At 39.8% G+C, this 16,209-nt stretch carries 14 protein-coding genes and 2 tRNA genes; 15 read left to right on the forward strand and 1 reads right to left on the reverse strand.

All coding sequences use genetic code 11. The features are described from left to right. Nucleotides 1–126 precede the first annotated feature (126 nt). From flgL to G6W45_RS02960, 4 genes are all read left to right on the forward strand, one after another. Complete coding sequence (gene flgL / locus G6W45_RS02945; protein WP_194167458.1) at nucleotides 127–2,442, forward strand: flagellar hook-associated protein FlgL; 2,316 nt, start codon at nucleotides 127–129, stop codon at nucleotides 2,440–2,442. 143 nt (nucleotides 2,443–2,585) lie between these two features. Beyond that, complete coding sequence (locus tag G6W45_RS02950; RefSeq protein ID WP_430746633.1) at nucleotides 2,586–4,664, forward strand: FtsK/SpoIIIE family DNA translocase; 2,079 nt, start codon at nucleotides 2,586–2,588, stop codon at nucleotides 4,662–4,664. Between the two features lie 107 nt (nucleotides 4,665–4,771). Then, nucleotides 4,772–4,846, forward strand: a tRNA-Gln gene (locus tag G6W45_RS02955). Nucleotides 4,847–4,871: 25 nt separating this feature from the next. Next, nucleotides 4,872–4,946: transfer RNA gene (locus G6W45_RS02960), tRNA-Met, on the forward strand. Nucleotides 4,947–5,555: 609 nt separating this feature from the next. Here G6W45_RS02960 and G6W45_RS02965 read toward each other — a convergent pair. After that, nucleotides 5,556–5,858 (reverse strand): c-type cytochrome, encoded by a 303-nt coding sequence (locus G6W45_RS02965; RefSeq protein ID WP_072594134.1) that lies wholly within the window; start codon nucleotides 5,856–5,858, stop codon nucleotides 5,556–5,558. Nucleotides 5,859–5,949: 91 nt separating this feature from the next. On the opposite strand from G6W45_RS02965, the gene gmhB reads away from it, so the two are divergent. The 11 genes from gmhB to G6W45_RS03020 all read left to right on the forward strand — a co-directional run bounded on the left by gmhB (nucleotide 5,950) and on the right by G6W45_RS03020 (nucleotide 16,201). Continuing rightward, nucleotides 5,950–6,465, forward strand: coding sequence for a D-glycero-beta-D-manno-heptose 1,7-bisphosphate 7-phosphatase (gene gmhB / locus G6W45_RS02970; RefSeq protein WP_194167459.1), 516 nt, complete (start codon nucleotides 5,950–5,952; stop codon nucleotides 6,463–6,465). Then, entirely contained in the window at nucleotides 6,462–7,451 is a 990-nt protein-coding gene (gene rfaD, locus G6W45_RS02975) for an ADP-glyceromanno-heptose 6-epimerase (protein ID WP_194167460.1), read from the forward strand. Before gmhB ends, rfaD begins: the two co-directional genes overlap by 4 nt. Next, a complete protein-coding gene (rfaE1, locus tag G6W45_RS02980) occupies nucleotides 7,444–8,862 on the forward strand; it encodes a D-glycero-beta-D-manno-heptose-7-phosphate kinase (protein WP_194167461.1) in 1,419 nt (472 codons plus the stop codon). Before rfaD ends, rfaE1 begins: the two co-directional genes overlap by 8 nt. After that, nucleotides 8,837–9,406, forward strand: a complete 570-nt coding sequence (gene gmhA, locus G6W45_RS02985; RefSeq protein WP_194167462.1) for a D-sedoheptulose 7-phosphate isomerase — start codon at nucleotides 8,837–8,839, stop codon at nucleotides 9,404–9,406. Before rfaE1 ends, gmhA begins: the two co-directional genes overlap by 26 nt. Before the next feature lies 1 nt (nucleotide 9,407). Then, nucleotides 9,408–9,803 carry an SseB family protein gene (locus G6W45_RS02990; protein ID WP_194167463.1) on the forward strand — a complete coding sequence of 132 codons (396 nt, stop codon included), beginning with the start codon at nucleotides 9,408–9,410 and terminating at the stop codon, nucleotides 9,801–9,803. Nucleotides 9,804–9,901: 98 nt separating this feature from the next. Continuing rightward, entirely contained in the window at nucleotides 9,902–12,523 is a 2,622-nt protein-coding gene (gyrA, locus tag G6W45_RS02995) for a DNA gyrase subunit A (RefSeq protein ID WP_194167464.1), read from the forward strand. A 44-nt stretch (nucleotides 12,524–12,567) separates the two neighbouring features. Further along, complete coding sequence (locus G6W45_RS03000) at nucleotides 12,568–13,068, forward strand: LPP20 family lipoprotein (protein ID WP_087576955.1); 501 nt, start codon at nucleotides 12,568–12,570, stop codon at nucleotides 13,066–13,068. Then, nucleotides 13,044–13,436: a hypothetical protein gene (locus tag G6W45_RS03005; protein ID WP_194167465.1), complete on the forward strand. Its 393-nt coding sequence runs from the start codon at nucleotides 13,044–13,046 to the stop codon at nucleotides 13,434–13,436. Before G6W45_RS03000 ends, G6W45_RS03005 begins: the two co-directional genes overlap by 25 nt. Before the next feature lie 12 nt (nucleotides 13,437–13,448). Continuing rightward, a complete protein-coding gene (locus G6W45_RS03010; protein WP_194167466.1) occupies nucleotides 13,449–14,603 on the forward strand; it encodes a sigma-54-dependent transcriptional regulator in 1,155 nt (384 codons plus the stop codon). Nucleotides 14,604–14,652: 49 nt separating this feature from the next. Further along, a complete protein-coding gene (locus G6W45_RS03015; RefSeq protein ID WP_021090917.1) occupies nucleotides 14,653–15,678 on the forward strand; it encodes an aspartate-semialdehyde dehydrogenase in 1,026 nt (341 codons plus the stop codon). Between the two features lie 16 nt (nucleotides 15,679–15,694). Continuing rightward, nucleotides 15,695–16,201: a YqhA family protein gene (locus G6W45_RS03020; protein ID WP_194167467.1), complete on the forward strand. Its 507-nt coding sequence runs from the start codon at nucleotides 15,695–15,697 to the stop codon at nucleotides 16,199–16,201. The last annotated feature ends 8 nt before the right edge of the window (nucleotides 16,202–16,209 follow it).

Below are 16,209 nucleotides of genomic sequence, written 5' to 3' on the forward strand. Positions count from 1 at the left end.
TTTATATGTAAATTTTTGTTGGATTATACAATAAACTTTTTATGCTAAAAAAAATCAAATTTTTACCGATATAAAAACAAGCGGAATCATTTTTGCTTAGAGTGAATAAAAATTTAGGAAAAAATTATGAGAATAACAAACCAACTACGTTTTAGTCAGACTTTACATGACTACCAAAAAAATATGACTGGTGTAAATAAAAGCTATAAGCAGCTCTCAAATGGTTTGAAAATTCAAGATCCATACGATGGTGCTGCGACTTATAATGATGCGATGAGGCTTGATTATGAAGCGACTACTCTCACTCAAGTAGTTGATGCCACTGGTAAATCTGTAAATTTCTCAAAAAATACAGATAATGCATTGCAAGAGTTTGAAAAACAGCTTGAAAATTTTAAGACAAAAGTAGTCCAAGCAGCTAGCAGCGTGCATAGTAAGACATCGCTAGAGGCTTTAGCAAATGATCTTCAAGGCATAAAAAATCACCTTGTAAATATTGCAAATACTTCGGTCAATGGGCAGTTTTTGTTTTCTGGAAGCGCTGTTGATACAAAGCCAATAGATGGTGCAGGAAAGTATCAAGGCAACCGTGATTATATGAAAACATCAGCTGGCGCTCAGGTTGAGCTTCCTTATAATATCCCAGGATATGATCTATTTTTAGGAAAAGATGGTGATTACAGTAAAATTTTGACTACAAATGTTCGTTTAGCTGATCAAACTAGAACCGACATCTCTTATGCGCCAAAATTTCTAAACGATAACAGCAAGATAAAAAATATGATCGGGCTAAATTACGCTAGTGATTCAGTGGTTAGAAGTGACGGCTCTTACAATGGAACAATAAATCCGGATTATGATTTTTTAGATAATTCAAATGTAAATTTTCCGGATACATATTTTTTCATGCAAGGTAAAAAGCCAGACGGCACGACATTTACTAGCAAATTTAAGATGAGTGCAAATACAACAATGGCTGGGCTTATGGAAAAAATCGGCATGGAATTTGGCAATACAAAAACAACAAAAGTTGTTGATGTAAGCATAAATAACGATGGACAATTTAATATAAAAGATCTTACTAAAGGTAATCAAACTATTGACTTTCATATGGTTGCGGCCACATCAGTAGCACCAAATCGCGGCGCAATCGCTCAAAACAACGCGCTTGATGCGGTAAATTCTCTTGAAGGTCTTGAAACAATGGCAAATAACGTTCCAAAAACGGTTCATATCACTGAGTTTGTAAAGAGCAAATATACCGATAAAGATGGAAATGCGACAAATGCATTTGACTATGATAAGGTTAGATTTGAAAGAAAAGATAATGAGCTAATCGCAAATTTACCTCAAGTAGCTAGAAGAACGGGCGAATATGCAACAGATCAGACAAAGCTAAGCGAAGTTTCTGGTACAAAGGAGAGCTACGATAGAAATTTATATCCAAAAGATGTTGATGCTAGAAAGAGAGAGCTCTTTAATATCGACAACCAAGAGATAAATTTACAAGTAAAGTCAATCACTGGTACAAAATATGATATAAAGGTAAAAATGGGTACAGCAGGGGGTACAAATACTCCAGTGCAATTTGAAATAACATCTACACCACCAGGTGGCACGCCTTCTGCACCTAGGACTTTAACAGTCTATAACTCAGATGAGTTTGGAAGTTACAGAACTTATGCCAGCGATTTTACTTATAAGCAGCTCATGGATATCGTTGCAATGGCAGCAAGTGATAATATCCCAAATCCTCCACATGCAGAAAACGCAAATTTTGATACAGATATTGAAAAGGTAAAAAGAGATCAAAACTATAATGCCTATAAAGAGGCTTTATCAAAGACAAAGGATGCGGTAGAGACAACTTTAGATGATAAAGGTAGAATGGTTTTAACCGATAAGACAAAATCAGTAACAAACATAGAAGTAACTATGCATGATGCAAAAAATAGCGATAAATTTGATGGCGATAGCACTGGTAGAGATACAGCTGGTAATGCTGGACACCCTCAAGGAAAGGGTTCTGTCTTTAGCTTTAATGAAAATAATGCCTTAACTATTGATGAGCCAAGTACGAGCGTTTTTCAAGACCTTGATAATATGATCGAAGCTGTTAGAAAGGGATATTATAGAGCTGATGCAAATAGCAATGATCCACGAAATACCGGCATGCAAGGTGCATTACAAAGGCTTGATCATTTAATAGATCATGCAAATAAAGAGCTTACAAAGATCGGCTCTCAATCAAAGCTTTTAACAGCTACAAAAGAGCGAGCCGAAGTAATGAAAGTGAATGTACAAACTGTTAAAAATGATGTAATTGACGCAGACTATGCGGAGTCATATCTGAAATTTACGCAGCTTTCACTATCTTATCAAGCAACCCTACAAGCAAGTGCAAAGATAAATCAACTAAGCTTGCTAAATTATTTAAATTAAAATTTAAATCAGCAGGTCACCTAGCTTGCTGATTTTTTAAAATTAAACTCAAGCGTGCTATAATAAGCCTTTTTTATAAAGGATCTAAAATTTTACGACATATCTTATTTACAATTTTTGTTTGCATTTTTATATATTTTGGTATAGCAACAGCTGCTCCAACTGCTGATTTTGTTGGTTCGCTTGGACAAAGTCTTGGTGCTTTAAATATCAAATATTTTGGACTTATCGCGTATGTTTATCCATTTTTATTGATCATTTTGGGCTATTTTGTCTATAAAAATTTTAAGAAATTTGATTTTGATTTTGCTCAGTTTTTGGTAGGAATTTTCCTCTTTTTTGTAGCTTTTTTGATGTTTCAAGCCTTGAGTGCTTCAAGTGTAAATGGCGGTATAATTGGAAATTTTATAGTTAGTGCCTTAAAAGAGGTGATCGGTTCTATCGGCACTGCTGTTGCTATACTTATGATGTTTATTATCTCACTTGGGCTTGCTTTTAGAGAAAATTTTATCATTGTTTTAAGAAAGGCGTTTGTGGATAAAGAGATAAAAGTCCATGAAGAGAGAAATTTAAAAGAGATAAAACAAAAACAACTTCCAAAAATCGAACGCAAAAAACAAAAGAATAATGATATAAAAGAAGAAGAGCTTATAGAAGCTCAGGTACTAAATGATGATGAGCAGAATTTAGATGAAGAGCTAGAGCCTGAGCCAGAAAAAGAGAGCAAGGCCTCGACTATAAACGGAGTTGAAATTTTAAACGAAGTGGCTGAAAATAAGAAGTTGCTTGATCAAATAGAGCGAGGAAATGTGGAAAAGCCAAAGAATTTTGTCTTGCCACCGCTTAAATTTTTAAACGATCCGCCAAAACGCTCGCATAGTGTCAATGAAGCTGAAATCGATCAACAAATTTCTAATTTGCTTGATAAACTCCGTAAGTTTAAAATAGATGGCGATGTGGTTAGAACTTATACTGGGCCTATCGTCACGACATTTGAGTTTCGTCCAGCCCCACATATCAAGGTAAGTAAAATTTTAACACTTCAAGATGACCTAGCGATGGCACTAAAGGCTCAAACGATCCGTATCCAAGCGCCGATCCCTGGTAAAGATGTGGTAGGCATCGAGGTACCAAATCAAAATTTAGAAACTATATACCTAAAAGAAATTTTAGAGAGCGAAGTCTTTAAAAATGCAAGTAGCCCGCTAACTATGGCGCTTGGCAAAGATATCGTCGGTGCCCCTTTTGTGACAGACCTTAAAAAACTACCTCATTTGCTAATCGCTGGAACTACAGGATCTGGCAAAAGTGTGGGTATAAACGCGATGCTTTTAAGCTTGCTTTATAGAAATAGCCCGCAAACTTTACGTCTAATGATGATCGATCCAAAAATGCTTGAATTTAGCATATATAACGACATCCCACATCTTCTAACTCCAGTTATCACAGAGGCTAAAAAGGCGATCACTGCACTTGCCAATATGGTCGCTGAGATGGAGCGAAGATATAAGATAATGAGCCAAACTCGTACGAAAAATATAGAGAGCTACAATGAAAAGATGAAAGAGGAAGGCGGCGAGCAGTTTCCATACATCGTTGTGATCATAGACGAGCTAGCTGATCTTATGATGACTAGTGGCAAGGATGTGGAGCTTTATATCGGCCGCCTAGCACAGATGGCAAGAGCTAGCGGCATACACTTGATAGTGGCAACCCAGCGCCCAAGCGTTGATGTCGTGACTGGCCTTATAAAGGCAAATTTGCCAAGTAGAATAAGTTATAGGGTAGGGCAGAGGATCGATAGTAAGGTCATCCTTGATCAAATGGGAGCTGAGAGCTTGCTTGGACGAGGAGATATGTTATTTACACCTCCTGGAAGTCCTGGTGTGATCAGACTTCATGCACCATTTGCTAGCGAGAAAGAGATAGAAACGGTTGTAAATTTCTTAAAAGAGCAACAAGATGTAGTTTATGATGAGAAATTCTTAATAGAAGAAGGCACAAGCGGAAGTGTGGCCGCTGGTACTCTAGGAGAAGATGAGCTTGACGAGCTTTACGAAGAGGCCAAAGAGATCATTTTAAGTGAGCAAAAAACGTCGATCAGTTATCTGCAAAGACGTCTAAAAATAGGTTACAACAAAGCTGCAAACATAATAGAGCAAATGGAAAAAATGGGTGTTTTAAGCCCAGTGAATGCAAAAGGACAAAGAGAAATTTTATAGCTAAAGTCATAAATTGCTTTAATTTTAGAATTTTAATTTTTATTAAAATTCTAAAAAGTCTTGACAAAGCACATTAAAATCTATATAATTACAAATCTTAAAAACATTGGGGTATCGCCAAGCGGTAAGGCAACTGGTTTTGGTCCAGTCATTCAGAGGTTCGAATCCTCTTACCCCATCCACTTTTAAATCCAAAATAATACTTATCGCGGAGTAGAGCAGTGGTAGCTCGTCGGGCTCATAACCCGAAGGTCGGCGGTTCAAATCCGTCCTCCGCAACCAAATGCCCATTAATTTTACCATCCTTTAACTTATGCACCAATCCCCACACCATCACGTATATCATCAACATTGAGATGAACGTAGTGTAAGCTACTTTTAATATCCGTATGACCCATAAAAGCCATCAGTTTATGTGCATTAAATCCCTTCAAACTCACTAACCTAGAAGCCACTGTATGGCGTAATACGTATAGTCCGTGAGTATTGTTTTCTCCCTTATATCCTAGATAGGTCTTTACTGCACCCCACATTCTACCGCTGCTATCGATGTTTAAGTGTGTTATGGGGCACTTATCAAGAGGTAAGTTTTTGCAGTTGTCATAAGCACCTTGAGATACCCAGTAGTAAGCCATACGAAGCACTTGGTCGTCTTTTGTTTCAGTAAAGAGTTTACGAGCCTCTATTTTACTTAAGCTCTTAGCTATTTCTAAGCGTTGTTTTATGGCTTTGAAGACTAGAATAGTTTTGTTTTAATATGTAAAAAGAAAGATTAGTAAAAAATAGGTTTCATAACTTTTAAATATAAAAAAGAGAAATTCCTACCTAGTATTGTTTTATGGATTATTGGTATAAATTTAAAAATGCAGGAGGGGCAAATGCCCCTAATTATTATTTTAAAGTTTGGATGTATTCAGCTACTGCTTTTGCATCTTCGTCGCTCATTGGAGTAGCGATTGGTTTCATCATAGCGCCAAGACCAAATTTATTTGCTCCTGTTTTATAACCCTTTAGTGCCTCTTCGATAGCTGCTGCATCAAGAGATGTTAAAGCTGGAACTTTATTATTAAACATTTTTTCAGCTTTTGCACCATGACAGGCGATGCATTTTTTGTAGATAGCAGCACCATCTGCAGCAAAGGCAGCAGTTGAAAGTAGAGCCGCAACGCTAGAAACAATTAGTAATTTTTTCATTTTTCATCCTTTGTAAAAAAGTTTATGCATTATAGTACAAAAAGGTAAATTCGCAAGAAGCTAGTTAAAATATTTTGGCTATAATCACCAAATGAATAAAAATGAGCCTATTAAAGCACTTTTTCTGGATAGAGACGGCGTAATAAACGAAGATGCTGGATATGTTTACGAGATAAAAGATTTTAAATTTATCGATGGCGTTTTTGATGCTTTAAGAGGATTTGCCAAGGCTGGCTACAAGCTCTTTGTCGTGACAAATCAATCAGGCATCGGCAGGGGCTACTACACGCAGGAGCAGTTTGATACTCTAAATAAATTTATGCTTGAAATTTTCAAAAAAGAGCAAATTTTTATCACCAAAGTCTACTTTTGCCCGCATGCCCCAGAGGCGGATTGCGCTTGCAGAAAACCAAATCCAAAAATGATACTTGATGCTTGCAAAGAGTTTGACATAGACCTTGAAAACTCGCTCATGATAGGTGATAAGCCAAGCGACTTCGAGGCTGGCAAAAGAGCTGGTGTGGGCAGAAATTTCTTGCTTGATGGCATAAATTTTAAAGATGTAAGAGATGTTTTAAATAAGCTAAAAAAGGAAAAATCACTATGAATTTAAACGGAAAAAAGATAGTTATAACTGGTGGCGCTGGCTTTATCGGCTCAGCTTTGGCGCACTATTTTGATGAAAACTATAAAGATGCTCACGTGCTTGTCGTGGATAAATTTAGAAACGACGAGACATTTAGCAATGGCAACCTAAAAAGCTTTGGCCATTTTAAAAATTTGCTTGGCTTTAAGGGTGAAATTTACGCTGGTGACATCAACGATGAGAGCACGCTTGAGAAGATAAAGAGCTTTCGTCCAGACGTCATCTACCACGAGGCAGCGATCTCTGACACCACTGTAAAAGAACAAGACGAGCTAATAAAAACAAATGTAAATGCCTTTGTAAATTTGCTTGATATCTGCGAGAGTCTGGGCGCAAAGATGATCTACGCTAGCTCAGGGGCGACTTATGGCAACGCAAAGAGCCCGCAAACCGTTGGCGAATGCGAAGCGCCAAATAATGTCTATGGCTTTAGCAAGCTAAGCATGGATAATATCAATAAAATTTACGCAAAGCGCGGCGTGAGCGTGGTTGGGCTGAGGTATTTTAACGTCTTTGGCAAGGGCGAGTTTTTTAAAAACAAAACCGCCTCGATGGTGCTTCAGTTTGGACTTCAAATTTTAGCTGGAAAGACCCCAAGGCTATTTGAGAGCAGCGACCAGATCAAAAGAGATTTTGTCTATATAAAAGATATCATTGACGCAAATATAAAAGCGCTTGATGCACCAAGTGGCGTCTATAACGCAGCTACTGGCAAGGCTAGAAGCTTTCAAGATATCGCTGACATCTTGCAACGCGAGATCGGCGTAAATTTAGGCAACGAATATATCAAAAATCCATTTATCGGCTCATACCAGTTTCACACAGAGGCCGACGTAGCCCCAGCTCGCGAGGCATTTGGCTTTAGCGCGACTTGGAGCTTGGAAGAGGCGATAAAAGATTATTTGCCAGAGATAAAGAGAATTTATAAGGAAGAGATAAATGGCTAAGAGAGTTAAAATTTTAGTCGTTGGCGACCTTATGCTGGACCACTACATCTGGGGCAGTTGTGATCGCATCTCACCTGAAGCTCCAGTGCAGGTAGTAAAGATAAATAATGAAACCTACACGCTTGGTGGCGCTGGCAACGTGGTTAGAAATTTACTCTCACTTGGCGCAGATGTGAGCGTAGCTAGCGTCTTAGGAGATGATGAGGCCGGCAAAAAGATAAAAGATAGGCTCGCTGAGATAAATGTAAAAGATGAGCTCATTCTTACTGAAAAAGGACGCGAAAGCTCGATAAAAAGCCGTATCATGGCATCGCACCAGCAAGTTGTCAGGATCGATAAAGAGAGCGTTGTCAAGATAAATTTAGAAGATGAGCTCGTCTCAAAAGTAAAAGAAAACCTTGCAAATTTTAAGGCCGTCTTGCTAAGTGACTACGGCAAAGGCGTGCTTAGCGAAAAGGTCTGCCAAGAGATCATAAACGAGTGCGTGAGGCTAAATATCCCAGTACTTATTGATCCAAAAGGCAGCGACTACTCAAAGTATAAAAACGCGACCCTTCTAACGCCAAATAAAAAAGAGGCGAGTGAGGCTACAAATTTAAAGATAAAAGACAAGACCGAGCTTGAAAAGGCGATAAAACAGCTAAAAGATGAGCTAAATTTGACCTATTCGATCATCACGATCTCAGAAGAGGGCATCGCGCTATATGATGACAAATTGCACATCTTTGCGGCAAAAGCAAAAGAGGTCTTTGACGTCACTGGCGCTGGAGATACGGTGCTGGCTACACTTGGCTACATGCTAGCAACTGGGGCTGATATAAAAGAGGCGATCAAGATAGCAAACCTCGCAGCAGCCGTCGTAGTGGCTAAGATCGGCAGCGCAACGGCTAGCTTTAGCGAGATCGAGCAGCTGCTAAATAGCTCATTTGGGGCAAATTTCGAGCATAAGCTCAAAAGCGTTGAGGAGCTAGAAGAAATTTTGAGTCAAAAGGATAAGAAAAAGGTTGTTTTCACAAACGGCTGCTTTGATATATTGCACGCTGGACACGTAAAATACCTATCGCGCGCAAGAGAGCTTGGCGATCTTTTGGTTGTCGGGCTAAACTCGGACGCTTCAGTTAAGAGGCTAAAAGGCGAGGCTAGGCCTATAAATTCGCAAGATGATAGAGCCTGCGTGCTAAGTGGGCTTGGATTTGTTGATTATGTCGTGATTTTTGATGAGGATACGCCATTAAATTTGATAACAAAGATAAAGCCTGACGTGCTTGTAAAAGGGGCTGATTATAAAGATAAAGAGGTCGTTGGCAGCGAGATCGTAAAAGAGGTCAGGCTGATTGACTTTGTAGATGGTAAAAGCACAACAGGGATAATAAAAAGGATAAAAGATGCTAAAAACGATGATAAAAAATGAGCTCGAGGCTCACCAAAAGGCCTTTAATGAGCATGTAAATTTGCTAGGTAGCTTGGAGCGTGCTTGCCAGATGGTGGCTGATACGCTAAAAAATGGCAAAAAGGTGCTGATATGTGGTAACGGCGGCTCTGCAGCGGATGCTCAGCACTTTGCAGCCGAACTAACTGGCAGATATAAAAGCGAGCGCCAGCCACTTCCTGGCATCGCGCTAACTACTGATACTTCGGCACTTACGGCCATTGGCAACGACTACGGCTTTGACTATGTTTTCTCACGTCAGTTTGAGGCCTTGGCTCGTCCTGGTGACTTGCTTGTGGCGATCTCAACGAGTGGCAACAGTAAAAATGTCCTTGAGGCTATAAGAAGTGCCAAGAAAATGGGCGCATCGGTACTTGGGCTTAGTGGCAAAGGCGGTGGTGCTATGAATGAAGGATGTGATCTAAATTTAGTCGTTAGCTCAAGCGATACTGCAAGGATACAAGAGTCGCACATATTTTTTATTCACACGATCTGCCAGGCCGTAGACGAGGCTTTTAGGGGCTAAAATGCAAGAAGCGATGGATAAATTTTTAAGTGATCCAAGCGAGCAAAATGAGGTAAATTTGATATCGGCTTTGAAAAAGGCTACTTTTTTAGCTCCAGTGCTTTTAAATCAAGCACTCGCAAAGCCTGATGGCGGCGTAGTTTATGAGGAAGAGGGCTCAAATATCAAATTTATCCTGCTTGAAGATGAGGGCGAAAAGCTTAGCTATTTTCCAGCATTTACTAGCAAAGAGGCGATGAAGCTTTGGCGAAACGACAGTGAGCAAGAGAGCATTGAGATAGAGCTAAAAGAGTATCTTGCGATGCTAAAAGAGAGTAGTTACGCTGGAGTTGTGATAGATGCATTTAGCTATGATTTTATTCTTAAAAAAGATCAGATAGCAAAAATTTTAGACTAAAATTTTTATCGCACTATTGCCAAAGTCGCTGATTTGCTATTTAGCAAGTTTTTATTAATTTTAAGCTAAAATCAGCCAAGCTAAATTTAAGGAAAAAAATGAAAGACAATCTACTTGAATTAACTCAAGATATCGCTTCAGTTGATATCGAAGATTCTATAAAAAATAGCTATCTTGACTACTCTATGAGCGTCATCGTCGGACGTGCTTTGCCTGACGCTAGAGACGGACTAAAGCCAGTTCATAGAAGAATTTTATACGCTATGGATAACCTCGGCGTTGGCAGCAGAAGTGCTTATATGAAGTCAGCTCGTATCGTCGGTGAAGTCATCGGTAAGTACCACCCACACGGCGACACAGCGGTTTATGACGCACTTGTTCGTATGGCTCAGAAATTTTCTATGCGTTATCCAGTCGTTGATGGACAAGGAAACTTTGGCTCGATTGATGGCGACAGCGCAGCTGCGATGCGTTATACCGAAGCTAGAATGACTATGCTTACTGAAGAGCTTTTAAAAGATATCGATAAAGATACGGTTGATTTTATACCAAACTACGATGATAGAGAGGTCGAGCCAGATGTTTTGCCTAGCCGTGTGCCAAATTTATTATTAAACGGCTCAAGTGGTATCGCTGTTGGTATGGCGACAAATATCCCGCCACACAGCCTTGATGAGCTAATAGACGGTCTTTTGCTTCTTCTTGAAAACAAAGAAGCAACACTTGAAGAGGTGATGGAATTTATAAAAGGTCCAGACTTCCCAACTGGCGGTATCATCTTTGGTAAAAAGGGCATCATAGAGGCCTACCGCACAGGTCGTGGCAGGGTCAAACTAAGAGCTAAAACTCACATAGAAAAAAAGCCAAACAAAGACGTCATAGTAATCGACGAGCTACCTTATCAGACAAACAAAGCTAGGCTCATCGAGCAGATCGCCGAGCTTGTAAAAGATAAGCAGATAGATGGCATCAGCGAGGTTAGAGACGAGTCTGACAAGGACGGCATCCGCGTAGTCATCGAGCTAAAACGCGACGCTATGAGCGACATCGTGCTAAATAATCTCTTTAAATCAACCACGATGGAGAGCACTTTTGGCGTTATTATGCTTGCTATTAATAACAAAGAGCCAAAGGTGTTTAACCTTATCGAGCTACTTAAGCTATTTTTAAATCACAGAAAAACCGTTATCATTAGAAGGACGATATTTGAGCTTGAAAAAGCGCGCGCAAGAGCCCACATCTTAGAGGGTCTAAAGATCGCACTTGATAACATCGACGAGGTGATCGAGCTTATTAGAAATAGTGCTGATACGGCGGTTGCTAGAGAGGGCTTGATGAGTAAATTTAACCTCTCAGAGCTTCAAGCAAACGCTATCCTTGATATGCGTCTAAGCAAGCTTACAGGCCTAGAGAGAGAAAAACTAGAGGCCGAGCTAGCCGAGCTTATGGCTGAGATCGCAAGACTTGATGAAATTTTAAAGAGCGAGACATTGCTTGAAAATTTGATCAAAGAAGAGCTTCTTGAGATCAAAAATAAATTTAAAGTACCAAGAGTGACTGAGATCGTCGATGACTACGATGATATCGATATCGAAGACCTCATACCAAATGAAAATATGGTCGTAACAATAACTCACCGAGGCTACATCAAGCGTGTGCCAAGCAAGCAGTACGAGAAGCAAAAACGTGGTGGCAAGGGCAAAGTAGCGGTCACGACATACGATGATGACTTTATAGAGAGTTTCTTTACTTCAAATACCCACGACACGCTTATGTTTGTGACTGACCGCGGACAGCTATACTGGCTAAAAGTCTATAAGATCCCAGAGGGAAGCCGCACAGCAAAGGGCAAAGCAGTTGTAAATTTGATTCAGTTGCAGCCTGATGAGAAGATCAAAGCGATCATCCCAACGACTGACTTTGACGAGAGCAAGTCTCTAGCATTCTTCACTAAAAACGGCATCGTAAAACGCACAAATTTAAGTGAGTTTAAAAACATCCGCTCAGTTGGTGTAAGAGCTATAAGCCTTGATGAGAACGACGAGCTTGTAACTGCGCTCATCGCTCAAACATATGATGATATGCCAGTCACTGACCCAGAAAATGAGCTAAGCGTAGAGACTGAGGTGCTTGAAGTTGAAGAGCTTCAAAATGAGATCGATGAAGATAATGTAAATGCTGAAGAGGATGCAAACTCAGGCGATGAGACAATGCTATTTGTCGTTACTAAAAAGGGTATGTGTCTTAAATTTAAAATCAGCAAGGTTCGCCAAATGGGAAGAACTGCACGTGGCGTAACTGGCATTAAATTTAAAGAGCCAGGCGATGAAGTCGTAGGCGCAGCAGTCATCGAAAGCAATGACCAAGAAATTTTAAGCATATCTCAAAAAGGTATCGGCAAGCGCACAACCGCTGATGAGTACCGCTTGACAAACCGCGGTGGCAAAGGTGTCATCTGCATGAAGCTAACAAGCAGAACAGGCGATCTAGTGGGTGTTGTGATGGTTGATGAAGAGCAAGATCTTATGGCTCTAACATCAAGCGGCAAGATGATAAGAGTAGATATGCAAAGCATCCGCAAAGCAGGACGCAATACAAGCGGCGTGATCGTCGTAAATGTTGATGGTGATGATGTTGTAAGTATCGCAAGATGCCCTAAGGCAGATGATGGCGAGGATGAGGACGAAGCACCAAGCGAAGATATGGGGCTTTTGGAATAAATTTTGCTATTAAATTTTAAATAAAAGCATAAAAAAGGTTGTTTATGAAGGTTAAAAATTTATCTTTTGCTTTGATGGTCGCTATTTTTAGCGGTTGCTCATTTAACGGCTTTATGGGCGAGCCAACTAGTACATCAAACCGCAACGTAGTCATCCAAAAGGTCGATAAAGACGATCTTAGAGAGGTGATGAGAAAAGAGAAGATGATATATGATAGCGCTCCAAAAGAGACCACTTTTAGAGCCACAGGCGAGGGCATAGCTCCGCTAAATTCGCTCTCTTATGCTCAGTCAGTCACTCTTGCAAAAAGAGCAGCTATGGCTGATGCTTATTCGCAGCTTGCTGGTAAGCTTTATGGCGTAAAGATTAACGCTGAAGATACCGTAAGAGACGCGATGCTAAATGATTCATCTATCACTTCAAAGGTTCAAGGTCTTGTCAAAAATGCAAGGATCGTGAATGAAAATTTCAAAGACGGGCTTTATAAGGTAAATATGGAGCTTAAGATAGACGAAGATAAGTGGCGAGAAGTCTTTTCTTACTAACGATACTTTTAAATTTCGCCTTTTGCCTAGAGGAGTTTATCTTCTGGGCAAAGGTAGATACGAAAAATCAAATAGTTGCCTTTGAAGAAATTTCATTTTCAAAGGCGATGACTTTAACATCAAATCCAAAACCAAAATTTCTTTGCCAGATATATGCTTTTAAAGATGAAAATACCACAACTCTTGGCTTTTTAAATTTACACAAAGATGAGATTTTCGACTGCTTTGCCTTAAAAAAAGTGATAATAAAAAATGAGCTTAATGTTAAAAATGCACAGGTCACAAATGCTTCAAATTTGAAAATTTTGCCAGTTAGATTTATGGTGGAATTTAAGCCAAAATCCGCTATCATCGGCACACTTCAATAAAAAAGAGATCAAATGAATATCGTCATAGTAGAAGATGACATCAATATGCGAAAGTCGCTTGAGATCGCACTTGGCGAGTATGAAGAGCTAAACATCAAGAGTTACAAGAGCGCAGTTGAAGCTCTAAAAAAGCTAAGCGACGATACTGATCTAATCATCACCGATATAAACATGCCAAAGATGGACGGACTTGAGTTCATTAAAGAGTTAAACGGCAAATTTGACGTCATCATAATGACTGGAAACGCCACACTTAATAAGGCGATCGAGAGCGTTAGACTTGGCGTGAAAGACTTTTTAACAAAGCCATTTGACGTCTCAACGCTATATGAAGCGATAAAAAGAGTAGAGGCGCTAAAACAAAAAATCCCAAAAAGCATAAAAAAAATTGAAACTAAAAGCGAAAATAACGGCTTTTTAGCCACTTCAAAGGCGCTTGAAGCTACGCTAAATATCGCACTAAAAGCTGCAAGAACTGACGCTTCAATAATGCTTAGTGGCGAAAGCGGTGTTGGCAAGGAGGTCTTTGCTAAATTTATCCATGCAAACTCACCTAGAAAAGATGCTGTATTTGTTGCTTTAAATATGGCAGCGATCCCTGAAAATTTGATAGAAAGTGAGCTTTTTGGCTTTGAAAAGGGCGCATTTACTGACGCTGCGACTACAAAAAAAGGACAGTTTGAGCTAGCAAATGGTGGAACGCTATTTTTAGATGAGATCGGCGAGATGCCTATAAATTTACAACCAAAGCTGCTTCGTGCCTTGCAGGAGCGCGAGATAACAAGACTTGGCGCTACAAAGAGCGAAAAGATAGATGTTCGCATCATCTGCGCTACAAACGCAAATTTAGAGCTTGCGATGAAAGAGGGCAGGTTTAGAGAGGATCTTTTCTACCGCCTAAATACGATCCCGCTTTTCATCCCGCCACTTCGTGAGCGAAAAGATGAAATTTTACCTATCGCGCAGGATACTTTAGAAAAATGTTGCAAAGAGTATGGCTTTGAGGCTAAAAATTTCTCAAAAGCGGCAAAAGAGGAGCTTTTGAGCTATGACTATCCAGGCAACATAAGAGAGCTCATTTCAGTCGTGCAAAGAGCAGTGATACTAAGCGAGGGTGATGAAATTTTGCCAAATGATCTATTTTTACAAGCCAGAAGCAAAAAATAGCCATAAATTTAAGTAAAATTACGAAAATTAAAAAAGATAAGGAGAGCAGATGAGAAAATTTAACGTAGCAGTCGTTGGTGCTACTGGAGCGGTCGGCGAAGAGCTTTTTAGAGTTATGGAAGAGGTTGATTTTCCAGTTGGAGAGCTTTTACCGCTTGCTAGTGCAAAAAGTGCTGGTAGCGAGATCGAATTTAATGGCAAATATTACAAGGTAAAAGAGCTAACCGAAAAGGTTTTTAGCGAGCACGAGATTGATATTGCTTTTTTTAGTGCGGGCGGTTCAGTCTCAGAGAAATTTGCCAAATTTGCAGCTGATAGTGGCGCAGTAGTTATCGATAACACCAGCCATTTTAGGATGGATAAAGACATTCCTCTTGTTGTGCCAGAGTGTAATCCAAGTGATATAGCTATGTGGAAAAATCGCGGTATCATCGCAAATCCAAACTGCTCAACCATCCAAATGGTGCAAATTTTAAAACCACTAAACGACGCTTTTAGTATCAACAGAGTTGATGTCTCTACTTACCAAGCAGCAAGCGGTGCTGGCAAAGAGGGTATGGAAGAGCTTGTCGTTCAGATGCAAAAATTCTTTGAGTTTAAACTTGATGAGTGCGAGCCAAAGGTATTTGCACACCGCCTAGCGCTAAATGTGATCCCTCACATCGATGTTTTTTTGGATAACGACTACACAAAAGAAGAGATGAAAATGGTCAATGAGACGCAAAAAATTCTTCACAAAGATATAGAAGTTAGCGCTACCTGTGTGCGTGTGCCAGTGCTTAGAAGTCACTCTGAGGCGATTACTATCCACTTTGACAAAGATGTAAGTGCAGATGCTGCAAGAGAAATTTTAAGCAAGGCTCCAAGCGTCGTTGTAGTCGATAATCCAGCAAATAAAGAGTATCCAATGCCTATCATTTCAAGCGATACAAATGAGACTTATGTCGGTAGGATCAGAGTTGATAATTACAGACCTAATGTGCTTCACCTTTGGTGCAGTGCCGATCAGATCCGCGTAGGGGCTGCGACAAATGCCGTCAGGATCGCACAAAAGTGGATCGCGATGCAAGAGTAAATAAAAAGGATTTTTATTGCGTAAGATATTTGAAAAAATTTTGCTTGCTAGCAACAGCTTTACATTTTTTCCAGTAGTTTTTGGACTTTTAGGTGCGATCGTACTTTTTATCATTGCAAGCTATGACGTCGGCAAGGTACTTTTAGAGGTTTATAAATATTTCTTTGCTGCAGATTTTCACGTTGAAAATTTCCACTCAGAAGTCGTTGGTGAGATAGTTGGAGCGATCGATCTATACTTGATGGCGCTTGTTCTTTATATATTTAGCTTCGGAATTTACGAGCTTTTCATCTCAGAGATCACACAGTTAAAGCAGTCAAAGCAGAGCAAAGTCTTAGAGGTTCACTCTCTTGATGAGCTAAAAGATAAGCTTGGCAAAGTGATCGTCATGGTCTTAATCGTAAATTTCTTCCAAAGGGTGCTTCACGCAAACTTCACAACTCCGCTTGAGATGGCCTATCTTGCGGCTTCTATCCTAGCGCTTTGTCTTGGACTTTATTTCCTCCACAAGGGAGATCACTAAAATTTTAA

Origin of the sequence: Campylobacter concisus (genome assembly GCF_015229955.1) — a bacterium.
Lineage (GTDB): Bacteria > Campylobacterota > Campylobacteria > Campylobacterales > Campylobacteraceae > Campylobacter_A > Campylobacter_A concisus_AT.